The sequence below is a fragment of the Amycolatopsis sp. NPDC005961 genome (assembly GCF_040629235.1).
Classification (GTDB): domain Bacteria; phylum Actinomycetota; class Actinomycetes; order Mycobacteriales; family Pseudonocardiaceae; genus Amycolatopsis; species Amycolatopsis camponoti.
In genome coordinates this window covers 14,542-35,659 of sequence record NZ_JBEXVF010000090.1, presented here as the reverse complement: position 1 = coordinate 35,659, position 21,118 = coordinate 14,542, and the positions used below count along the sequence as shown (strand labels likewise).

The window sequence follows — 21,118 nt, the reverse complement described above, 5'->3', positions numbered from 1 at the left end:
ACCGGGCCGCCGACGAGCGGGACGCCATCGAGTGGGTGCAGACGCTGCTCGCGTACCTGCCCTCGAACAACCTCGACCCCGCCCCGGAGCGTGGGGTTCGTGCGCCTGCTGAGGACACCGGACGACCGGTTCACGGACCTGCCCGACTTCCCCTTCGAGCCCAGGTACGTCGAGCTCGACGACCCGCACGGCGGCGTGATCAGAGTCGGGTACGTGGAGGCCGGTCCGGCGGACGGCCCGGTCGTCCTCCTGCTCCACGGCGAGCCCAGCTGGTCGTTCCTCTACCGCAAGATGCTCCCGGTCCTGGCCGCGGCCGGCCTGCGCGCGATCGCGCCGGACCTGGTCGGCTTCGGCCGGTCCGACAAGCCCGGCGACCTGGCGGACCACACGTACGCCCGGCACGTCGAGTGGATGCGCGGCTTCGCGTTCGACGCCCTGGACCTGCGCGACGTGACCCTGGTCGGCCAGGACTGGGGCGGCTTGATCGGGCTGCGCCTGGTCGCCGAGAACCCTTCGCGGTTCGCGCGGGTCGTCGCGGCCAACACGGGCCTGCCGACGGGAGACATCGACATGCCGGCGGTGTGGCATTCGTTCCGCGAGGCCGTGGAGAAGGCCCCGGTCCTGGACGTGGCGAGGTTCGTCCAGTCGGGCTGCCGGTCTTCCTTGCCGGAAGAGGTGCGCGCGGCTTACGACGCGCCATTCCCGAACGAGATGTACAAGGCGGCTCCCCGGGCGATGCCCGGTCTGGTGCCCTACCGGCCGGACGACCCGGCCTCGGAAGCGAACCGGGCGGCGTGGAAGACGTTGACGGACCTGGAAATCCCATTCCTGGTGGCGTTCTCCGACGGCGACCCGATCACGGGCGGCATGGCCCCGATCCTGAAGCGCTCGATGAAGGGGGCGCAGGGCTTGGAGCACCCGATGATCGCGGGAGCGGGGCACTTCCTGCAGGAGGACAAGGGCGAGGAGCTGGCCGAACACGTGGCGCGGTTCGTGCGGGGCTGAAGAAAGAACCGGCGGCCGGCAACGCAAGCCGACCACGACGTCACCAGACCTCCCCCGCCCCTCATCCCAGCTGCTCTTCAGTCGGCGGTCGGGTTTGTCAAGGCACGCTTTCCCGCCTTGACAAACGCGAGCGGCGGCTGAGAATCCCACCGGAGGGGCGGGGGAGGTCGGACCCGCTCAGCTGCGGCAGAGTCAAGCTGCGGCAGAAAACAAAAGCGTCCTCGCCGGACGGGCAGGCTCTGGGATGGCCGTCCGTCTCGCTGTCGTCTCACTTCTGAGAGGTGGGTCGCTGGGTGGTCATCCCGTCGCCTGAACGAGGCCTATCACTTTGAGCCGGGCCCGCAAGCTTGCGTCGTCGTCTCGCGTTGGTCTCTGTGTTGCGGGCCCGGCTCAAAGTGATTTGACGGCCTCAGGCGACGGGATGACCACCCAGCTCTTCTGGTGTCAAAGCGCCGCGTGGGTTGCCTTCAGTGCGTCGATCAGGATGTCCAGGCCCTCCTGGGCTTCCTCTGCCGTCAACGTCATCGGTGGGCCCAGCCTCAGCACGTTGCCGTGCAAACCGCCCTTGCCGATCAGCAGGCCGCGCTTCTTCGTCTCCTCCAGCATTCGGGCTGCCGCCGCGACATGCGGTGTTGTGGTGCCCGGCTTGATCAGCTCCACGCCGATCATCAGGCCCTTGCCGCGCACCTCGGCCACCAGTGGGCTGTCGACAGCACGCAACCCCGACAGCAGCTGCGCACCGCGGGCCGCGCAGTTCGCTTGCAGGTCGTGGTCCTTGATGTAGTCGAGGACCGCCGTCGCGCCCGCCATCGAGACCGGGTTGCCGCCGAACGTCGAGAACGACTGGGCCTGGAAGCAGTCCAGCACGTCCCCTCGGGCCACCACCCCGCCCACCGCCAGTCCGTTGCCGAGGCCCTTCGCGAACGTCATCATGTCCGGCGTCACGCCGTGCGCGTCGATGCCCCAGAAGTGCTCGCCCGTGCGGCCCCAGCCCGTCTGGACCTCGTCCGAAACGAACAGCACCCCGTACGAATCCAGCACCTCCTTCATCGCGCGGAACAGGCCGTCCGGCGGGAGGCTGAAGCCGCCGACGCCCTGGATCGGCTCGGCGATCAGGCACGCGACGTCGCCCGCCGTCGCCGTGTCCAGGACGTCCACCAGGTCGGCGACACATGCTTCGATGTACGCCGCGTCCGACAGGTCGCGGAACGGGCTGCGGTAGCGGTACCCGCCGTGGACGTAGTTGACCTTGACCGGGCTCAGCGCCGACGCCGACCAGCCGCGGTTGCCGGTGATCGCGACCGTCCCGAACGACCGGCCGTGGTAGGAGTTGCGCATCGCCAGCACCTGGTTGCTGCGCCGGAACTGCGTCGCCAGCATCAGCGCCGTGTCGTTGGCCTCGCTGCCGGAGTTCGTGAAGAACACCTTCGCGTCGGGGATGTTCGACAGCTTGGCGATCCGCTCGGCCAGCTCGACCTGCGAGCGGATCAGGTACAGCGTCGAGGTGTGCAGGATGCCCGTGTCGAGCTGCTTGCGGACCGCGTCGCCGATCTCGGCGACGTCGTAGCCCATCGAGTTGGTCAGCACGCCGGCGAAGAAGTCGAGGTAGGTGCGGCCCTGCGAGTCCGTCATGCGCCGGTCGTGCGCGTGCACGATCTCGATCGGCTCTTCGTAGAGCAGCGACATCCAGGACGGCATGACAGCGCGGTGCCGGGCGAGCAGCTCATCGGTCATCGAACGCCTCCTCGGGGTCTCAAGCGAGTATGAGGAGGCCGTGAACAGCGCTTCAACGATCAGACTGTCGGGATAACCCAGTAGGGACGCACAGTCTGTACGGACTACCCTCTGTCTTCGTGATTGACCCCAGGACTCTGCGCGATGACCCGGAAGCCGTGCGCGCGTCGCAGCGCGCCCGTGGTGAAGACGAAGGAGTGGTCGACAAGCTGCTCTCCCTCGACACCCGGCGCCGCTCTTCCATCGCCGCCGCGGACAAGCTGCGCAACGAGCAGAAGCTCCTGGGCAAGCAGATCCCGAAGGCGCCGCCGGAGGAGAAGCAGCAGCTGCTGGCCACGGCCAAGGAGCTCGCCGCGCAGGTCAAGGCGGCCGAGGCGGAGCAGAACACCGCGTCGGAGGAGTTCGACCAGCTCTTCCGGACCGTGCCGAACCTCGTCCACCCGGACGCGCCGGTCGGCGGTGAAGACGACTACGCCGTGCTCAAGCACGTCGGTGAGCCGACCAAGTTCGACTTCACCCCGAAGGACCACCTCGAGCTGCTCGAAGCGCTCGGCGGCGTCGACATGGAACGCGGCGCCAAGGTCTCGGGCTCGCGGTTCTACTTCCTCACCGGCGTCGGCGCGCAGCTGCAGCTCGGCCTGCTCAACATGGCCATCGCGCAGGCCCTCGAGAACGGCTTCACGCCGATGATCACGCCGTCGCTGGTCCGCCCGGAGATCATGGCCGGCACCGGCTTCCTCGGCCAGCACTCGAGCGAGATCTACCACCTCGAAGACGACGACCTGTACCTCGTCGGCACGTCGGAGGTGCCGCTCGCCGGCTTCCACGCCGACGAGATCCTCGACCTGAACGACGGCCCGAACCGCTACGCGGGCTGGTCGTCCTGCTACCGGCGCGAGGCCGGCTCGTACGGCAAGGACACCCGCGGCATCATCCGCGTCCACCAGTTCGACAAGGTGGAGATGTTCGTCTACACCAAGCCGGAGGACGCCGAAGCCGAGCACGAGCGGCTGCTCGGCTGGGAAGAGCAGATGCTCGCGAAGATCGAGGTGCCCTACCGGGTCATCGACACCGCGACCGGCGACCTCGGCACGTCCGCGCACCGCAAGTTCGACTGCGAGGCGTGGATCCCGACGCAGGACACCTACCGCGAGCTGACCTCGACGTCCAACTGCACGACGTTCCAGGCCCGCCGCCTCTCGGTCCGCTACCGCGGCGAGAACGGCAAGCCGCTGATCGCCGCGACGCTCAACGGCACCCTGGCCACCACCCGCTGGATCGTCGCGATCGTCGAGAACCACCAGCAGGAGGACGGTTCGGTCCGCGTGCCGGAGGCGCTGCGCCCGTTCGTCGGCGGCAAGGAAGTCCTCACACCCCGCTGATTCGCGGTATGCCAGGTGCGCGCCCGTTCGGCCCAGTAAGGTCCGGGCCGAACGGGAGAGGACTCTTCGCATGCGCATGAAGTGGCAGGTCATGGCGACGCTGGCGGCCCTGGCCGTGGTGGTGTCCGGCTGCACGGTGGCCGTCGGCGGTTCGGCGGCGCCGGTGCCGGGCCAGGGCCCGATCGTCAAGGCCGTCGACGCCTGCTCGCTGCTCGACGAGGGCCAGCTCGACGCGCTCGGCTACGAGGCCAAGGGCCGTTCGGTGCCGGAGAACAAGGACCGGAACCAGACGGCGATGTGCCTCTGGAACACCAAGGACGACATCGAGCCGTCGGCCATCCTGAACGTCGGCTACACGACGGACATCGACTTCAACGAGTACATCGCCGGGGCCGTCCCGAAGGGCGAGCCGCAGCAGATCGCCGGCTTCAGCTGGCGGCAGTACCCGTCGCTCCTCTCCGACGACTGCGTGCTGTACGCCCTCTTCGGCGACAAGTCGTTCGCGTACGTCAGCGTCTCCGAGCCGCCGATCGAAAAGTCGTGCGAGCTGGCCAAGACGGCCATCCCGCAGGTCGCGGCCCACCTGCCCGGCGGCCAGGACGCGCCGTCGATCACCCCGACGGCGCCGGCCAAGACGGAGCCGGGCGGGCCGCTGCTGTCGGCCGACCCGTGCGCGATGCTGAAGCCGGACCAGGTGGCGCAGCTGAAGAACATCTCGCCCACCGGGGAGAAGGACAGCTCCTCGACGGTCCCCAACGCGACCTACTGCCTCTGGGACGACACCGACGGCGACCAAGGTCAGAAGGCGTTCGAAGTCTGGTTCGGCCCGAGCACGCCGATGACCGACTGGCCGGGCGTGAAGGGCGTCACCCCGCTCGAGACCGTCGACGTCGGCGGGAAGAAGTGGGGCGTCTACCCGAACCTCGGCGGCCTGCGCGTGACCTGCGGCGCGTTCCTGCCGATCACCGAAACGTCGTCGGTGCAGGTGGTCAGCGGGTTCATCGGCGACGACACCAAGACGTGCGACGTCGTCAAGCAGGGCCTGCCGCTGGTGACGGCGAACCTGCCCGGTTAGTCCTTCGACACCTGGTCGGCGATGTGGCGCGCGATCTCGAGCGCGCTCGTCGCGGCCGGCGACGGCGCGTTCAGGACGTGCACCTGGTCGCGCGCGGTCTCGATGAGGAAGTCGTCGACGAGGGAGCCGTCCCGGCGCATCGCCTGCGCGCGCACGCCGGAGCCGTGGCGGACGATGTCGTCCTCGGTGACGGCCGGGACGAGCCGGGCGAGGCTTGCCGCGAACCGCTTCTTCGAGAACGAGCGCCGGACTTCGTCGAGCCCGGTCGGGAACGCGTACTTCTTCGCGAGCCGCCAGACGCCGGGGAAGGCCGCGACCTCGGCGACGTCCTTCGCGGAGAAGTCGGCCCAGCGGTAGCCCTCGCGACGCAGCGCGAGCACGGCGTTCGGGCCGGCGTGCACGCTGCCGTCGAGCATCCGCGTGAGGTGCACGCCGAGGAACGGCAGCGTCGGGTCCGGCACCGGGTAGATCAGGCCCTTGACCAGGCCGCGGCGTTCGGGCTTGAGCTCGTAGTACTCGCCGCGGAACGGCACGATCTTCGCCGACGGGGTCAGCCCGGCCAGCCGCGCGACGCGGTCGGAGTGCAGCCCGGCGCAGTTGACGAGCCCGTCCGCGACGATGACGTCCTCACCGGTCGCGACCTCGACCCCGCCGTCGCTCCCGGCGCGGATGGCCAGCGCGGGACTGTTCAGCCGGAGGTCGACGCCGGCTTCGTCGAGCAGCCGGACGAGCGCCTGGCAGACGCCGGGGAAGTCGATGATCCCGGTGGACTCGACCCGCAGCGCGGCGACGCAGGCGACCTCGGGCTCGTACTCGCGCGCCTCGGCGGGGGAGATCTTCTTCGCCGGGACGCCGTTGGCTTCGGCCCGCTCGGCGAGCGTGTTCAGCGCCGGGATCTCCTTCTCGTCGGTCGCGACGACGAGCTTCCCGCAGACCTCGACGGGCACGCCGTACTGGCGCGCGAAGTCCACGATGGACCGGTTCCCGGCGACGGACATGCGTGCCTTGAAGGACCCGGGCTTGTAGTAGAGCCCGGCGTGGACGACGTTCGAGTTGTGCCCGGTCTGGTGCGCCGCCCAGCGCGATTCCTTTTCCAGCACCGTGACGTCCAGCCCGCGCCTGGTCAGCTCCCAGGCCACGGCCAGACCGACGATTCCACCCCCGACGACCACCACGTTGCGCACGATCGACCAGGCTACGCGAGTGTCGCCGGGTCGCTGTTCCCTGGCGTTACCTAACAGTCGTCAGGTACGGTACCTAACCGATGTCAGGTAAGCGGTTGACGCGGGAAGCGCGGCGCGAGCGGATCCTCGCCGCGGCCGGCTCGGTGTTCGCGTCGGCGGGCTACGACGCGGCCGGGATGCGCGAGGTGGCGGCGGCCGCGGGGATCAGCACGCCGGTGCTCTACGACCACTTCCCCGCCAAGGCGGAGCTGTACGCGGCGCTCCTGGAGTCCGAAGTGGACGGATTGCTGGCCGGCTGGGGAGCACTCCCGCCGTCGGACGACCCGGAAGTGCTGCTGCGCGGCCGCGTCTCGGCGATCTTCGCGTGGATCGAGAACCACGAGCGGGGCTGGCGGATGATCTTCGCGGAGACGCCGTCGGACCCGGCGGTCGCGTCGGTGCACCGCCGCGGCCAGGAACGGGCGACGGCCACCCTGGCGGCGCTGTTCCACGGCGTGCCGCTGGACCTCACGGCCCGCATCCCGCGCCCGCTGGCGGACGAGGTGCTGGCGGAGGCGGCGAAGAGCGCGTTGAACGCGATCGCGACGTGGTGGTGGCGCCACCGCGAGATCCCGCGTGACGAGGTCGTCGCGCTGACGGTGGACCTGTTGTGGCGCGGCCTGGCCGCGCTGATCGAGGGGGAACGATGAGCACCGAGACCTATCGTCGCGCGGCCGAAGCGGGCGACGTCGACCTGGCGATGACGGCGTTCGCGCCGGACGCCGTCCTGCATTCGCCGCTCACCTCGCGGGTGCGGTTCACCGGCCACGCGCAGCTGCGGCCGCTGATCGAGGTGGCGTACGCGCACCTTTCGGACATCCGCTTCCACACCGACGTCGGCGACGAGCGGACGCGGGTGGTGGTCTACACCGGACGGATCGGCGGCGAGCCGATCGAAGAGGCGACGCTGGTGCGCCTCGACTCCGACGGGCTGATCGAAGAGGCGACGTTGTTCGTGCGGACGTTGCCGGGCCTGGTGGCGCTGATGGACCGGTTCGGGCCGGACCTCGCCCGGAAGAACGGGCGGCCGGCGGTGGCGCGGGTGCTGGGCGTGCTGGTGAAGCCGCTGCTGGCGATGGTCCGCTCGGGCGACCGGCACGCGGTCCCGCTGGTCAGCGCTCGCCGTCAGCCGGGATGACGGCGACCGCCGAATGCTCGAGCGCCTTCTGCGCGCTCATGCCCAAGCCGGTCCCGTAGGCCCGCTCGAACCCGGCCGTCCCCAGCGACTCGACGACCCGGCCTCGGACCGACGAGGCGTCCGGGTCGCCGGCGATCGACGTCCCGCGCACTCCCGCCGCCGCACCCAGGAGCGTCGCCGCCTGCTCGGGCGGGGCCACTCCGGCCAAGCCCTCCAGCGCGAACGCCACGACGTCGCTCGCGTGCCACTGCCGTCCGGTGAGCAGCGCCGAGCGGTGCAGCCGGGCCGCTTCCGGCCGCCTGCCCTCGGCCAAGGCGAGCCAGCCCAGCGAGATCAGCGCCATCGCGCGGCCCGTCTCCGCCGCGAACGACCCGCCCGGGCACTCCGCCAGCGCGCGCTCGCCCAACGCGCGGGCCGCGGCCAGGTCACCTTCGTACCGGGCCAGGTTCGCCAGCCCGACGTACGCGGCCGCGCGGGACTCCGGCATGCCCGTGCGGCGGGCCGTCGCCGCCGCCAGTTCGTAGTCCGCGCGGGCGCCGGCCGGGTCGCCCGAAAGCAGGCGGGTCCAGGCGCGCCGGCAGATGAGGTCGGCGGCGTCGTCGGTCGCGCCGATCTGGTGGATCAGCCCCAGCGCCTCGTCCATCAGCGGCAGGGCGGCGTCGTGCTCGCCGCGCCACGTGAGCAGCTGGGACAGGTGGTCCAGGGCCATCGACAGGCCCCACCGCTCGCCCAGCGCGCGGAACTGCGTCGCGCCCTCGCGCAGCCCTTCCTCGGCACCGGCCAGGTCGCCGGTCATCATCGCCCGCAGGCCCATGCCCGTCGGCAGCAGCGCCCAGCCCCAGGCGTCCCCGGCCGCCAGCAGGCCCTCGCCCCGGCCCGCCAGCTCTTCGTCGTCGCCGGGCGGGCCCACGACCACGCCGAGCAGCATCACCAGCATCGGGTTGCGGGGCGCCCAGTCGCCGTCCGCCGCGTACCGCCGGACCAGCGGCAGGTACTGCTCCAGCGACTCGTGCGGCGCCCCCGACAGCGCCCCCAGCACGCACACCAGGAACTCCTCGACGTACTCCTCGCGCAGCTCCGGCGGGGTCCGCGAGACGACGGCCAGCGACAGCCCGGCGCCCTCGAACCGGCGTCCGCGCATCCACCAGTACATCGCCAGCAGCGGCACCAGCCGCAGCGCGAGCGTGACGTCGTGCTCGGTCGCCCAGCGCAGGGCGGCCAGGAGGTTGTCGTACTCGGCGTCGATCCGGTCCAGCCACTCCAGCTGCGCCGCGGTCCGGAGCATCGGGTCGGCTTCTTCGGCGAACCGCAGGAAGTACTCGGCGTGCGCACGGGAGAACGTCTCGGTCTCGCCCGCTTCGGCGAGCTTCTCGGCGCCGAACGCGCGGATCGTCTCGAGCATCCGGAACCGGCCGCCGACGGCTTCGACCAGCGACTTGTCGGCCAGCTCGAGAAGGAGATCGGCGTCGGCCCCGCAGACCTCGGCCGCCGCGGTCTGCGTCGCGCCGCCGGGGAAGACCGTCAGCCGCCGGGCGAGCTCGCGTTCGTCGTCGCCGAGCAGGTCCCAGCTCCACTCGACGACCCCGCGCAGCGAGCGGTGGCGCTCCTCGGCCGTCCGGCTGCCGCGGGCGAGCAGCCGGAACCGGTCGTCGAGCCGGGCCGCGATCTCCCCGAGGTCCAGGCTCCGGACGCGCGCCGCGGCCAGCTCCAGCGCCAGCGGCAGGCCGTCGAGGGCCGCGCAGATGTGCTGGACGTCGCCGATCGTCGCCTCGCCGACGGTGAACGCCGGGTCGCTCGCGGCCGCGCGGTCGGCGAACAGCCGGACCGCCGGGTAGGCCAGCGCCTCCGCGGCGGGAGTCCCGGGCGGCGGGACGGCCAGCCGCGGCACTGGCGCCAGCTGCTCGCCGGTGATGCCGAGCGGCTCGCGGCTGGTGGCCAGCACCCGCAGCCCCGGGCACGCGCCGAGCAGCCGCGCGGCCAGCCGGGCCGCGACGTCGACGACGTGCTCGCAGTTGTCGAGCACGAGCAGCGCCGCCCGGTCACGCAGGGCCGAGATCAGCCGGTCGGCCGGGTCCTGCGGGCCGCCGCGCGTGCTCTCGCGCAGGCCGAGCGCGCCCAGCACCGCCCCGGCGACACCGGGGCCGCTGTGCGGGGCCAGTTCGACGAACGCGACCGGCCCGGCTTCCGCGGCGGCCAGTTCGACGGCCAGCCGCGTCTTGCCGGTGCCGCCCGGCCCGGTCAGCGTCACCAGCCGGCTGCGCTCCAGCAGCTCGGCCACCTGCCGCAGCTCGCCGTCCCGGCCGGCGAAGCTGGTCAGCTGCGCGGGCAACGCGGGGATCGCCGGCCCCTCCGTCTCGCCGCGAAGCACGGCGAGGTGGGCTTCGGCGAGGTCTGGACCAGGATCGGCGCCCAGCTCGTCGGCCAGCGTGCGGCGGGCGTCTTCGAACGCGGCCAGCGCCTCGGCCGGCCGGCCCGCGGCGGTGAGCGCGCGGACGAGCTGCGCGCGTGGCCGTTCGCGCAGCGGCTGCGCGGCGACGGTCTCCCTCAGCTCGGCGAGGACGTCTTCGGCCTGCCCGAGGGCCAGCCGGGCTTCGACGCGGTCGTCCGCCGCGTCGGCCCGCAGCTCCTCGAGCCGGGTGGACCGGGCCGCGGCGAACGGCGCGTCGGCCAGGTCGGTGAACGCGGGCCCGCGCCACAACGCCAGCGCTTCGTCCAAGGTGGACGCCGCTCGGGCGGGCTCGCCGTTCTTCAGCAGCGTCCGGCCTTCGCGCGCAAGGCTTTCGAAAGCGTGAACGTCCACTTCGTCCGGTTCGACGACCAAGCGGTACCCGGCGGCGGTGAACTCGACCGGCGCCAGCTCCTTCAGCGCCGTCCGCAGCCTGGAGACCTGCGACTGGAGGGCGTTGGCCGCGCCGTCCGGTGGGTAGTCCCCGTACATGCCGTCGATCAGCCGCTCGGCCGGCACGAACCGGCCGGCTTCCAGGGCGAGCAACGCCAGCAGGGTGCGCGACCGGGGGCCGCCCACCGCCACCTGCGTGCCGTCCGGACGCCACGCGGCGACGGCCCCCAGCACCCCGAATCGCATGGACCCACCCTAAGACGTCATCCGACCTGGGGAAGTTGTCACTCGAAGGTGGTCTTCGGCGTGGGCCTGTGAATCACCTGAGCGAGCGTATATACACTTCGCCGGGTCCCCACGCAATGGGAGAGGTATGTCGACCGACAGCATTGCCCTTGGTCAGCCGACCGTGGGTGAAGAGGAGCTCGCCGCCGTCGCCGAGGTCTTCCGGTCCGGCTGGCTGGCCGGCGCCGGGCCGGCGTGCCGCCGCTTCGAAGAGCGGTTCGCCCAGGTCACCGGCACCGCGCACGCGTTGACGACCGCGAACTGCGGTTCGGCGCTCTTCCTCGGGCTCAAGGTCTTGGGCGTGCGGCCGGGCGACGAGGTCATCGTCGGCGACTACACGTTCCCGGCCACCGGCCACGCCGTCGTGCAGGCCGGCGCGACCCCGGTGTTCGCCGACATCCGCCCGGACGTCTTCAGCGCGGACCCGGCGCACGTCGAGTCCCTGATCACCCCGAAGACCGTCGGCATCCTCGCCGTCGACGTCGCCGGCCAGCCCGGCGACTTCGACGAATACCGCGCGATCGCCGACAAGCACGGCCTCTGGCTGTTCGAGGACGCCGCGTGCGCCGCCGGCGCGACGTACAAGACACGCCCGGCGGGCAGCCTCGCCGACCTCGCCGCGTTCTCCTTCCACGGCCGCAAGGGCATCACCGCGGGCGAAGGCGGCGCGCTGGTCTCCGACCGCGAAGACCTCATCGCGCACGCCCGCAAGCTGCACACCTACGGCATCGAGCCGGCGATCAGCCGCGAAGGCTCGAACACGCTGCCGATCCCGGAGTTCCACGAGCTCGGCTACAACTTCCGCATGTCGGACGTCCAGGCCGCGATCATGAACGTCCAGCTCGACCGGCTGCCGGATCTCCTCGCTTCACGTCGCTCGGTCGCGAAGCGCTACCACGAGGCCTTCGCGGACGTCGACGCGTTGACCGTCCCGGTGGAACTGCCCGACCGCGAGCACCCGTGGCAGGCCTACCTGCTCACGGTGGCGCCCGAGGTCAGCCGCGACACTCTCGCGCTGCGCATCCGCGAAACGGGCGTGCAGTGCAACTTCGGCACCTACGCCTCGCACCTGCAGCCGATCTACGGTCCCCAGGCCCCGCTGCCCGTCTCGGCGGACGCGTTCGCGCGTCAGCTCGCGATCCCCATGCACGCCAACCTCACCGACGCCGAAGTCACCCGCGTCGGCGAGGTTGTGCGCGAAGCCGTGCAGTCCCTGTCCTGAAGCCGCCCTACCGAGGAGAAATTGGTGTCCGACAAGAAGGTGCTCTTCACCGGGGCAGGTGGGTTCATCGCCGCGCACGTCATCCCGCTGCTCATCGAGGGCGGCTACACGGTGCGGATCTTCGACAACATGACCCGCGGCGACCGCGCCCGCGTCAACGAGTTCGTCGCCACCGGCAAGGTCGAGCTCGTCGAGAAGGACGTCCGCTACGGCGGTGCGGTGCGTGAGGCCATGCGCGGCTGCACGCACGTCATCCACTTCGCGACGGTGTCGATCAACAAGTCGATCGCCGACCCGCACGAGTCGATCGACATCAACATGATCGGCAACCACAACGTGTTCGCCGCGGCCGCCGACGAGGGCGTCGAGCGCCTGGTGTTCGCCTCGACCGCGTCGGTCTACGGCGAGCCGAAGCGCCTGCCGATGCACGAGGACGACGAGCTCAAGCCGCTCACGCCGTACTGCATCTCGAAGCGCGCCGGCGAGGACCTGCTCGGTTTCTACGAGCGCCAGAAGGGCCTGTCCTGGAACGCGCTGCGGTTCTTCAACGTGTACGGCCCCGGCCAGAAGATCGAGGCCTACTACACGTCGGTCATCAACCACTTCATCCAGCGCCTGCGCGCCGGCCAGCCGCCGATCATCGACGGCCGCGGCGACCAGTCGATGGACTTCGTGCACGTCTGGGACCTCGCGCGCGCGGTCGTCGCCGCGCTGGAGTCGGAGCGGGCGAACCTGCCGATCAACATCGGCACCGGCATCGACACGTCGATCGCGGCGCTGGCGAAGATCCTCATCGAGGCCGTCGGCGTCGACGTCGAGCCGCTGTTCAACGAGCGTGACGTGCTGGTCTCGCGGCGCGCCGCCGACATCACCCGCGCCCGCGAGGTGCTCGGCTGGGAGCCGCGGATCACTGTCGAAGAAGGTATGCGGCAGCTGGTCGAGGACTCGGAGTGAGTGCCACCGCGGGCCCTGCCCGAGGACGTGCGATGCGCATCGCGGTGGTGAACAACTTCTTCCCGCCCCGGGTGGGCGGGAGCGCGCACATGTCGGCGTCGCTGGCGGCGCAGTTCGTCGAGGCCGGGCACGAAGTCCTGGCCATCACGGCGGCCTACGCCGACGCCCCGGCCGACGAGGAGCGCGACGGCTACCGCGTCGTGCGCCTCCCGGCGGTGAAGATGCCGCAGGTCGGGCTGTCGATCGACTTCGACATGAGCTTCGCGTCGCCGCGGCCGGGCAACTGGCGGCGGCTGTGGAAGCTGCTGGACGAGTTCAAGCCGGACGCGATCCACCTGCACGGCCAGTTCTTCGACCTGTCGTGGCTGGCCGGCATCTACGCGCGGCGACGGAACATCCCGGTGCTGCTGACCATCCACACGCTCCTGATCAGCGACAACAAGCTGTACGGCGGCGTGTTCCGGATGCTCGACGCGGTGCTCGTGAAGCCGATCCTGCGCTACATCCGGCCTCGCTACGTCATCCTCGACAAGCTCGGGGTCGACTACTGCGTCGACCGCTACGGGACCAGCGACGCGAACTCGGAGTACTTCCCGATCGCCGTCGACACCGGGCACTTCGCGAAGCCGGTGACGAAGGACGTCCGCGCGGAGCACGAAATCGGCGACGCGCCGCTGATCGTCTCGCTCGGGCACGTCATCCCGCTGCGCAACCGGCTGCCGCTCATCGAGGCACTGCCGTCCATTTTGGACCAGCACCCGAGCGTCCGCGTGCTGGTCGTCGGCCGCGTCTACCACGACGCGTTCCTCAAGCGCGCCGCGGAACTGGGCGTCTCGGACGCGCTGGTGGTCACGGGCGCGGTGCCGAAGGCGGACGTCCCGGCGTACTTCGCGGCGGCGGACATCGTGACGCACGACCTCAACGGCGGCTGCGGCACGGCGTCGCTCGAGGCGATGCTGTCCGGCACGGCGACGATCGCGTCGGTCACCGAGGACAACTACCCCGGTATCGAGCTGCGCAACGGTGAGAACGTGCTGCTGGTGCGCCCGGACGACGCGGAGGCCGTGGCGCGCACGGTGATCGAGCTGCTCGACGACCCGGATCGCCGGGCCCTGATCGCGCAGCGCGAGAGCGAGATGGTCCGGTCGAACTTCGGCCTCGACGTCGTCGCGGAGGAACACCTCCGTACGTTCGAGAAACTGGTGTCGGAAGCGGATGTTCTTCGATGACGAGCGCAGCCACCGGCTGCGCCCGCAGATCCTGACCGAGCTCGTCTCGCAGTACATGAACGACGCCGAGCGGGCCCAGTTCTACGGGCTCCCGTCGACGTGCCGGGTGCGCGAGCGAGTCAAGATCATCAGTCCCGAGAACCTCACGATGGGCGACCACTGCTGGGTCGGCGAGGGTGCGGCGCTCGACGCGAGCGGCGGCCTGGAGATCGGCGAGCACACCAGCATCGGGCTGAACACGCTGATCTTCACGCACTCGAGCTGGCTCGCGAACATGACGCTGCAGAACCATTCGGGCAGCGACCTGATCGAGCGCAAGCCGGTGAAGATCGGCAAGGGCTGCTTCATCGGCGGCCTGGTGGTGATCATGGCCGGCGTGACGATCGGCGACTTCGCCACGGTGCAGCCGAACTCGGTGGTGGCGAAGGACGTCCCGCCGCGAACGCTGGTGGCGGGCAACCCGGCGCGCGTGTTCCAGCGGTACGACGAGGAGTACATCCAGTCCGAAGTGGACCGGGTCCGCGCGGAGAACGCGCGCCGCCGGGAGATCGCCGAGGAACGCGGTCAGGCTCCCGGCTGGGGCGCGCCGTCCGGGGACTTCTCGGAGTAATCCGGAACCGGAGTTTGGATGACGGCGGCGCCGACGTGGTCGCCGGCGCCGCCGTCGTGGAACCGCCCCGGTGCGCTGTGACGCAGGTCAGCAGGCATGCGGCGGCGAAGATTCCCCCGATGAAGCGCTCGCAAGACAATCTAGCCCGCGGTAACCGAGCGCAGGATTGCGGTTACGCAACGTTTCAGTCGCCGTAGAAGACCAGGTCGCTGATGCCCGACGGGATCACGTCACCCAGCACCTCGTGCTCGGGCGCGGGCCGGCGACGGCGGTTCCGGCGATGACGAGGCCTTTTCTCATGCGTTTCCTCCCTCGGCGACAAGATCGTCCCGGGGAACGACGGGCGTACGCTCGGAAAGGTTGAGAGCAACCTTTCCGCGGCCCGGCCGTCGCTGGGAGAGACGGATCGAGGTGACCCATGGCGCGCGGCGACGACGAGTTCGCGGACTTCGTGCGCGCGTCCTCGGCCCGGCTCACCCACGCCGCCTACCTGCTCACCGGTGACCGCCACCAGGCGGAAGACGCCGCGCAGACCGCCTTCACGCGCACGTACGCGGCCTGGTCGCGAGTCCGGCACAAGGACGCCTACGGCTATGCCCGCACCGTCCTGATGAACCACGTCATCGACGGCTGGCGGCGCCCGATCCGCGAGTACGCCACCGAGGCGATGCCCGACCAGCCGGACCGGCTCGACGTCGACAAGGCCGTCACCCAGCGCGCGTGGCTCACCGCGGTGCTGCGGACGCTGACCGCCCGCGAACGCGCCGTCGTCGTGCTCCGCCACTTCTTCGACCTGCCCGAAGCCGACGTGGCCCGTGAGCTCGGCGTTTCGCTGGGTACCGTGAAGAGCACCAACTCGCGCGCGCTGGCCAAGCTGCGCATCGAGGCCGGCGAGGACACGCTGATCGGAGGGAGCGGGCGATGAACGACCTCGACGACTTCCGCGCCGCCCTCCGGCAACCGCCCGCCGAACCCTTCGCCGAGCCCGACCTGGTCGCGATCATGGCCGGTGGCACGCGCCTCCGGCGCCGCCGCCGCGCACTGACGACCACCGCCGGGCTCGCCGCCGCGGCCGTCGTCGTGCTGGTCTTCGTGTTCGCCGTCCAGCTGCGGCAGCCCGCGCCGGCGCCGGTCGCGCAGCCGCCGGCCCCGCCGACGTCGTCCGCGCCCGCGTCGACCACCGGGCCGTCCGAACGGCCGCCGCTCGGCGACGTCGTCGGCACCGGGATCCAGACGAAGGCCGGCGAGATCGTGTTCTTCGCGCGGGCCATCGACGAGCCGCAGGCCCTGCCGGGCATCCACTTCGGCCTGGTCGCCGGCTTCCGCTCCGGTACCGCGCTGCAGGCCGCGCTGGCCACGAACGAGGTCCGCGGCTCCGACCGGTCGTTCGGCTTCCACGCCACCGACGGCGGCGAGGTCCTCCAGGACCAGCTCATCCCGGTCTTCGGCTACTTCGCCGGCCCGGCGACGCGGATCACGACGACCGTCCACGGCAAGACCGTCGAGGCCACCCTGGCCAAGTGGACCGAGGACCCGAACGTGGTCTTCTTCTGGTTCGACCCCGTCGCGGTGCCGGACTCCGCGTCGCTGACCCCGCTGGTCGCCTACGACGGCGGAGGCAAGCGGCTCACCAAGTAGCCGCGCGTCCGGTCGGCGGTACACGGCGGCCCCGCGCGGGCGTAAGACCGGATCCGTGACCTCTCGACGAGCGTTCCTCGCCGCATCGGCGACTTCGGTGGTGGTGTCCGCGGTGGGGGTTCCGGCGGCGGCCGCGTCACCCGGGTGCCCAGGCGTTCCCGTCCGGCCGCAGCGCCCCGGCGCGGACCTGCGAGCGTTGCTGCGGCAGGTCGACGAGCGCCGGATCGAGGCGACCGTGCGGCGGCTGGCCGCGTTCGGCACCCGGCACACGCTGTCCGCCCAGGACGACCCGGTGCGCGGCATCGGCGCCGCGCGTGACTGGCTGTTCGCGCAGTTCCAGCAGGTCGCGGCCGCGTCCGGCGGCCGGATGACCGTCGAGCTGCAGTCGTACGTCCAGCCGCCCGCCGACCGGATCCCGGTGCCGACGAAGATCACGAACGTCGTCGCGACGCTGCGCGGGTCCACCGATCCCGGCCGCGTGTACGTCGTCTCCGGGCACTACGACTCGCGCCGCACCGACGTCATGGACTTCACCGGCGACGCGCCGGGAGCCGACGACGACGCTTCGGGCGTCGCGGTCTCGCTGGAGCTGGCGCGGGTCTTCGCGACGCGGCAGCCGGCCGCGACGATCGTCTTCGCCGCCGTCGCGGGCGAGGAGCAGGGCCTCTACGGCGCGCGGTACCTCGCGCAGCAGTTCAAGGCCGCCGGCACGGACGTCCAGGCGATGTTCACCGACGACATCGTCGGCTCCAGCCGCGCCGACGACGGCACGCGCGACCCGACGACGATCCGGCTGTTCGCCGAGGGCGTCCCGACCGCGGAGACGCCGGCCGAGGCGAACCTGCGGCGCAGCATCGGGGGCGAGAACGACTCACCGCCGCGCCAGCTGGCCCGGTTCGTGAAGTCCGTTGCGGAGAACGACGCGACCGGCATGACGGTCCGCGTGATCTACCGCCGCGACCGCTACCTGCGCGGCGGCGACCACATCGGCTTCCTGGAGCAGGGCTATCCGGCGGCGCGGTTCACCGAGCCCGCCGAGGACTTCGCGCACCAGCACCAGGACGTCCGCGTGGAGAACGGCGTCCAGTACGGCGACCTGCCGGAGTTCTGCGACTTCCCGTTCATCGCCCGGGTCGCCCGGGTGAACGGCGCCGCCCTGTGGTCGCTCGCGACGGCCCCAGGGACCCCGAAGGGCGTGAAGATCCGCACGGCGGCGCTGACGAACGATTCGGAACTGCTGTGGAACGCGACGCCGGGCGCGACCGGCTACGAAGTCCTCTGGCGCGAGACGACGGCGCCGGACTGGACGCACGCGCTCGACGTCGGCCCGGCGCTGACGGCGAAGATCGACCTGTCGAAGGACAACGTCTTCTTCGCCGTCCGCGCGGTGGGCCCCGGCGGACTCCGGAGCCCGGCCGCGTTCCCGGTGCCGGTGAGCTAGGCGTATTGACCACGGAGGTTGGGTACGGGCGACACCTGATCGGATGATCTTGGTGTGCGGCCTCCGGGTTCGGTGTGGATGGCGACATCTGCACCGGCTACCTGGAGGCCCTCGTGACCTACGCCCAACGCACCCCTGGCCCCGACCGGCAGACTGCGCCTGGCCCGCTGCCTCGTTGACGAGAACTGGCCGCCGCGGCGAACGGCGGTACCGGCTGGGCCGCCTGCGGCACCTGGACCGGGCCACCGCCCGGGCAGTCCGCCGCTACGAACACGCCCCGGAGATCTGGTGGACGTCGACATCAAGAAGCCGGGCAACATCCCTGACGGCGGCGGCCACAAAGTCCCAAGGCCGCGCCGCCGGCGGAACAGCGCCGCCCACCGCGACCCGCCCGGCTCCGCAAGGTCGGTGAGCTAGGCCGCGGCCTGCGTCAGGACCTGCTCGACGACGTGGTGCGACGGCAGGATCAGGTCGCGCTCGGTGTCGGCGTCGACCTTGCCCTCCAGCAGGTCGCAGAACCGGTCCAGCTGCGAGGCGAGTGGCTCGCGCGCCGTGATCAGCTCGGGGATCTCGATGACCGTCTGCTGGCGGTAGCCGAGGCCGTCCGGGGTGACGGAGTCGTGCGAGATGTGCCGGTAGATGGTGACGTCGCGGCGGAGCAGGTCGATCTCGATCAGCCGGTCGAGCTCCGACACGACCAGCGACCGGACCTTCTTCTGCCCCAGGCGGGACGCCGAAACCGTGGCCAGGCCGGTCGGGAACGACAGCACCGTCTCGATGGTGTCCTCGGCGCCGTCGACCGACTGCGGGTGGAAGTACCCCGCGCCGGACGTCACCCGCGCCGGCGTCGCGCCGCCGAAGAACTGGATCGCCAGGTCGACGTCGTGCACCAGCAGGTCCCACGCGACGCCGGTCTTGATCCGGGGCGCGTACGGGCCGTGGCGGCGGGCCATCAGGTGGATCGGCTCCTGCACCAGCGCCCGCGCGGTCATGACCGCCGGGTTGTAGCGCTCGAGCAGCCCGCACATCAGCGCGACGCCCTGCTTCTTCGACAGCGCGACGATCTCCTGCGACTTCTCGAAGCTGTTGCACACCGGCTTTTCGACCAGCATCGGCTTGCCCTGGCCGAGGATCTCCTGCGCGAGGTCGTAGTGCACCTCGGTGGCCGAAGCCAGCACGACGGCGTCCACATCGGACAGTGACCCGAGCTCGGGCGTCCACTTCGTCTCGTACCGCTCGGCGACGGCCTTGCCCGCTTCCTCGCGCGGATCGATCACGCGGACGAGGTCCACGCGTTCGTTCCCGGCGAGCACGCGAGCGTGGAGGGAACCCATGTTCCCGGTACCGACAAGAGCGATCCGATGCGTCATGCGCCCAGTACCTCGCGAACGGTTTCGATGATGGTGTCCAGGTCGGACTCGGTCAGGTGCGGGTGCACCGGCAGCGAAAGCGCTTGCGCGGCAACCGCCTGCGCCACCGGGAAGTCCTCGACGCGCGCGCCCGGGATCAGGTCGTGACCCGCGTAGCAGTCGTAGTCGAAGACGATCTTGGGGTAGTAGATGCCGTTGCCGATGCCGCGCTCGGTGAGCGCCGCGGCCAGCTCGTCACGCGAGAGGAACGCGTGCGGCCCGACCAGCACGGTGTACTGGTGCCACACGTGCTCGCGGCCCGGCAGCACCTGCGGGACGTCCAGGCCGGGAGTGCCCGCGAGACCCTCCGACAGCCGCTTCGCGTTCGCCTGGCGCGCCGCGGTCAGCTGGTCGAGCTTCGCCAGCTGCGGGATGCCGACCGCCGCGTGCAGGTCGGTCATCCGGTAGTTGTGCCCGGCGACCTCGTACTGGTAGCGGGCGCGCATGCCCTGGTTGCGCAGCACGCGCAGCTTGTCGGCCAGCGCGTCGTCGTCCGTCGTGATGACGCCGCCCTCGGCGGTCGTGATGTTCTTCGTCGCGTACAGCGAGAAGCAGCCGATGCCGAACGAGCCGGCCTGCTTGCCCTCGAACGACGCGCCGACGGCCTGCGCGGAGTCCTCGATGACCTGGAGGCCGTGCTCGGCGGCCAGCGGGGCGAGCTTGCCCATGTCCGCGGTCTGGCCGTAGAGGTGCACCGGCATGAGCACCTTCGTGCGATCCGTCACCACGGCCGCAGCGCATTCTGGGTCGATCGCGAAGTCGTCGCGCCGGATGTCGGCGAAGCGGACGGTCGCGCCGGCTTCGAGGATCGCGTTCAGCGTCGCCACGAAGGTGAACGGCGAGGTGATGACCTCGTCACCCGGCTTCAGGTCGAGCACCTGGAGCGAGGCGACCAGTGCGGTCGTCCCGTTGTTGACGGCGATCGCGTGCTTCGTGCCGGAGACGGCCGCGAAGGCGTCTTCGAAGCGCTTGACCATCGGTCCCTGTGCGATGGCGCCGGAGCGCAGCACCTCGACGACGAGGTCCTCCGCGTCGCGGACGTCGACCACAGTGATGGGGATCATGGGCAGTCTCTCTCGGAAGGCGATTTCGGCGCGTCCGGTACAGTGAGCCGCCGGTTCTGCGCCCGGCCGCCCTGCATGAACGCGGGCCTCACGTTACCGGGCGCGGTAGCACGCCCAGTACCCAGCCGCCGACGAACGGATACCCGCCCGTGGCCAACCGCATCCACCCGACCGCCGTCCTCGGCGAAGGCGTCGAACTCGGCGACGGCAACGTGATCGGGCCGTTCGCCGTGATCGTCGGGCCGGCCCGGATCGGTGACGGCAACTGGATCGGCCCGCACGTGACGATCGGCACGCCCGGCGAGGACCGCGGCCGCCCCCACCCGGCGGCCTGGGACGAGACGCCGACCGGTGACCCGGATCACGACGGCCACGGCGTCGTCATCGGCAGCCGCAACCGGATCCGCGAGTACGTGAGTGTCCACCAAGGGACCTGGCGGACGACGACGATCGGCAGCGACGGCTACTTCCTCCGCAACTCCCACATCGCGCACGACTGCCTGGTCGGCGACGCCGTGACCGTCGCGTCCAACGCCGTCACCGGCGGGCACTGCCACATCTGGGACGGCGCCAACCTCGGCATGGGCGCGATCCTGCACCAGAAGGTCGTGGTCGGCCCGGGCGCGATGATCGGGATGGGCTCGGCGGTGCGGCGCGAGATCGGCGCGTTCACCATCGCCGTCGGCAACCCGGCTCGCGTCACCGGGATCAACGTCATCGGCCTGTCCCGCCGCGGTGTCGACGAGGCGACGATCGAGGCGCTCGGCCCGTGGCTGAAGGGCAAGGCGGGGCTCCCGGACGCCACCCTGCCCGAAGACCTCTCTACCTTGGTCAAGGCGTGGGACGCCCGCCCGCGCGAGGAACACTAGG

18 protein-coding genes and 1 pseudogene are annotated in these 21,118 nt (G+C 71.1%); 14 read left to right on the top strand and 5 right to left on the bottom strand.

Annotated features, from left to right (window positions below):
- Positions 1–99 precede the first annotated feature (99 nt).
- The gene (locus tag ABZ342_RS43605; RefSeq protein ID WP_360486380.1) at positions 100–1,005 is read left to right on the top strand and encodes a haloalkane dehalogenase; all 906 of its coding nucleotides are present in this window, start codon (positions 100–102) and stop codon (positions 1,003–1,005) included.
- A gap of 444 nt (positions 1,006–1,449) precedes the next feature.
- On the opposite strand, the gene ABZ342_RS43600 is transcribed toward ABZ342_RS43605, so the two are convergent.
- Entirely contained in the window at positions 1,450–2,739 is a 1,290-nt protein-coding gene (locus ABZ342_RS43600) for an aspartate aminotransferase family protein (RefSeq protein ID WP_360486377.1), read from the bottom strand.
- A 119-nt stretch (positions 2,740–2,858) separates the two neighbouring features.
- On the opposite strand from ABZ342_RS43600, the gene serS reads away from it, so the two are divergent.
- Together serS and ABZ342_RS43590 are read left to right on the top strand one after the other, a co-directional pair.
- Positions 2,859–4,121 (top strand): serine--tRNA ligase, encoded by a 1,263-nt coding sequence (gene serS / locus ABZ342_RS43595; RefSeq protein WP_155548461.1) that lies wholly within the window; start codon positions 2,859–2,861, stop codon positions 4,119–4,121.
- 70 nt (positions 4,122–4,191) lie between these two features.
- Positions 4,192–5,196 (top strand): DUF3558 family protein, encoded by a 1,005-nt coding sequence (locus tag ABZ342_RS43590; protein WP_360486374.1) that lies wholly within the window; start codon positions 4,192–4,194, stop codon positions 5,194–5,196.
- Here the strand turns inward: ABZ342_RS43590 and lhgO are convergent.
- On the bottom strand, positions 5,193–6,380 hold the full coding sequence (gene lhgO, locus ABZ342_RS43585; RefSeq protein WP_155548463.1) for an L-2-hydroxyglutarate oxidase: 1,188 nt from the start codon (positions 6,378–6,380) through the stop codon (positions 5,193–5,195). The two genes, ABZ342_RS43590 and lhgO, sit on opposite strands and share 4 nt — an antisense overlap.
- A gap of 80 nt (positions 6,381–6,460) precedes the next feature.
- On the opposite strand from lhgO, the gene ABZ342_RS43580 reads away from it, so the two are divergent.
- Together ABZ342_RS43580 and ABZ342_RS43575 are read left to right on the top strand one after the other, a co-directional pair.
- Positions 6,461–7,069, top strand: coding sequence for a TetR/AcrR family transcriptional regulator (locus ABZ342_RS43580; protein ID WP_155548464.1), 609 nt, complete (start codon positions 6,461–6,463; stop codon positions 7,067–7,069).
- Positions 7,066–7,557, top strand: coding sequence for a nuclear transport factor 2 family protein (locus ABZ342_RS43575; protein ID WP_155548465.1), 492 nt, complete (start codon positions 7,066–7,068; stop codon positions 7,555–7,557). Before ABZ342_RS43580 ends, ABZ342_RS43575 begins: the two co-directional genes overlap by 4 nt.
- On the opposite strand, the gene ABZ342_RS43570 is transcribed toward ABZ342_RS43575, so the two are convergent.
- Positions 7,532–10,642 (bottom strand): BTAD domain-containing putative transcriptional regulator, encoded by a 3,111-nt coding sequence (locus ABZ342_RS43570; protein WP_360486370.1) that lies wholly within the window; start codon positions 10,640–10,642, stop codon positions 7,532–7,534. The two genes, ABZ342_RS43575 and ABZ342_RS43570, sit on opposite strands and share 26 nt — an antisense overlap.
- Before the next feature lie 127 nt (positions 10,643–10,769).
- On the opposite strand from ABZ342_RS43570, the gene ABZ342_RS43565 reads away from it, so the two are divergent.
- From ABZ342_RS43565 to ABZ342_RS43530, 8 genes and pseudogenes are all read left to right on the top strand, one after another.
- Positions 10,770–11,903 (top strand): DegT/DnrJ/EryC1/StrS family aminotransferase, encoded by a 1,134-nt coding sequence (locus ABZ342_RS43565; RefSeq protein WP_155548467.1) that lies wholly within the window; start codon positions 10,770–10,772, stop codon positions 11,901–11,903.
- A gap of 24 nt (positions 11,904–11,927) precedes the next feature.
- Entirely contained in the window at positions 11,928–12,857 is a 930-nt protein-coding gene (locus ABZ342_RS43560; RefSeq protein WP_155548468.1) for an NAD-dependent epimerase/dehydratase family protein, read from the top strand.
- 32 nt (positions 12,858–12,889) lie between these two features.
- Positions 12,890–14,086, top strand: a complete 1,197-nt coding sequence (locus tag ABZ342_RS43555) for a glycosyltransferase family 4 protein (RefSeq protein WP_360486367.1) — start codon at positions 12,890–12,892, stop codon at positions 14,084–14,086.
- A complete protein-coding gene (locus tag ABZ342_RS43550; RefSeq protein ID WP_155548470.1) occupies positions 14,073–14,696 on the top strand; it encodes an acyltransferase in 624 nt (207 codons plus the stop codon). The genes ABZ342_RS43555 and ABZ342_RS43550 overlap by 14 nt, the downstream gene beginning before the upstream one ends.
- Positions 14,697–15,114: 418 nt before the next feature.
- Complete coding sequence (locus ABZ342_RS43545) at positions 15,115–15,621, top strand: SigE family RNA polymerase sigma factor (protein WP_155548472.1); 507 nt, start codon at positions 15,115–15,117, stop codon at positions 15,619–15,621.
- On the top strand, positions 15,618–16,334 hold the full coding sequence (locus ABZ342_RS43540; RefSeq protein ID WP_360486364.1) for a hypothetical protein: 717 nt from the start codon (positions 15,618–15,620) through the stop codon (positions 16,332–16,334). Before ABZ342_RS43545 ends, ABZ342_RS43540 begins: the two co-directional genes overlap by 4 nt.
- 55 nt (positions 16,335–16,389) lie before the next feature.
- Positions 16,390–17,775: a M20/M25/M40 family metallo-hydrolase gene (locus tag ABZ342_RS43535; protein ID WP_360486361.1), complete on the top strand. Its 1,386-nt coding sequence runs from the start codon at positions 16,390–16,392 to the stop codon at positions 17,773–17,775.
- 159 nt (positions 17,776–17,934) lie between these two features.
- Positions 17,935–18,120 (top strand): annotated as a pseudogene (locus tag ABZ342_RS43530) (IS481 family transposase); the annotation flags it as partial.
- A gap of 68 nt (positions 18,121–18,188) precedes the next feature.
- Here the strand turns inward: ABZ342_RS43530 and ABZ342_RS43525 are convergent.
- Together ABZ342_RS43525 and ABZ342_RS43520 are read right to left on the bottom strand one after the other, a co-directional pair.
- Positions 18,189–19,145 (bottom strand): Gfo/Idh/MocA family oxidoreductase, encoded by a 957-nt coding sequence (locus ABZ342_RS43525; protein ID WP_155548475.1) that lies wholly within the window; start codon positions 19,143–19,145, stop codon positions 18,189–18,191.
- Complete coding sequence (locus ABZ342_RS43520) at positions 19,142–20,248, bottom strand: DegT/DnrJ/EryC1/StrS family aminotransferase (protein WP_360486358.1); 1,107 nt, start codon at positions 20,246–20,248, stop codon at positions 19,142–19,144. Before ABZ342_RS43520 ends, ABZ342_RS43525 begins: the two co-directional genes overlap by 4 nt.
- A 149-nt stretch (positions 20,249–20,397) precedes the next feature.
- Here ABZ342_RS43520 and ABZ342_RS43515 point away from each other — a divergent pair, with 149 nt between their 5' ends.
- Positions 20,398–21,117 (top strand): UDP-N-acetylglucosamine acyltransferase, encoded by a 720-nt coding sequence (locus ABZ342_RS43515; protein WP_360486355.1) that lies wholly within the window; start codon positions 20,398–20,400, stop codon positions 21,115–21,117.
- The last annotated feature ends 1 nt before the right edge of the window (position 21,118 follow it).

Excerpts from the sequence above, each read along its gene's own strand:
- ABZ342_RS43600 (WP_360486377.1), bottom strand. The coding sequence starts at position 2,739 with ATGACCGATGAGCTGCTCGCCCGGCACCGCGCTGTCATGCCGTCCTGG.
- ABZ342_RS43590 (WP_360486374.1), top strand. The coding sequence starts at position 4,192 with ATGCGCATGAAGTGGCAGGTCATGGCGACGCTGGCGGCCCTGGCCGTG.
- ABZ342_RS43580 (WP_155548464.1), top strand. The coding sequence starts at position 6,461 with ATGTCAGGTAAGCGGTTGACGCGGGAAGCGCGGCGCGAGCGGATCCTC.
- ABZ342_RS43575 (WP_155548465.1), top strand. The coding sequence starts at position 7,066 with ATGAGCACCGAGACCTATCGTCGCGCGGCCGAAGCGGGCGACGTCGAC.
- ABZ342_RS43570 (WP_360486370.1), bottom strand. The coding sequence starts at position 10,642 with ATGCGATTCGGGGTGCTGGGGGCCGTCGCCGCGTGGCGTCCGGACGGC.
- ABZ342_RS43565 (WP_155548467.1), top strand. The coding sequence starts at position 10,770 with ATGTCGACCGACAGCATTGCCCTTGGTCAGCCGACCGTGGGTGAAGAG.
- ABZ342_RS43555 (WP_360486367.1), top strand. The coding sequence starts at position 12,890 with ATGCGCATCGCGGTGGTGAACAACTTCTTCCCGCCCCGGGTGGGCGGG.
- ABZ342_RS43550 (WP_155548470.1), top strand. The coding sequence starts at position 14,073 with ATGTTCTTCGATGACGAGCGCAGCCACCGGCTGCGCCCGCAGATCCTG.
- ABZ342_RS43545 (WP_155548472.1), top strand. The coding sequence starts at position 15,115 with ATGGCGCGCGGCGACGACGAGTTCGCGGACTTCGTGCGCGCGTCCTCG.
- ABZ342_RS43540 (WP_360486364.1), top strand. The coding sequence starts at position 15,618 with ATGAACGACCTCGACGACTTCCGCGCCGCCCTCCGGCAACCGCCCGCC.
- ABZ342_RS43525 (WP_155548475.1), bottom strand. The coding sequence starts at position 19,145 with ATGACGCATCGGATCGCTCTTGTCGGTACCGGGAACATGGGTTCCCTC.
- ABZ342_RS43520 (WP_360486358.1), bottom strand. The coding sequence starts at position 20,248 with ATGATCCCCATCACTGTGGTCGACGTCCGCGACGCGGAGGACCTCGTC.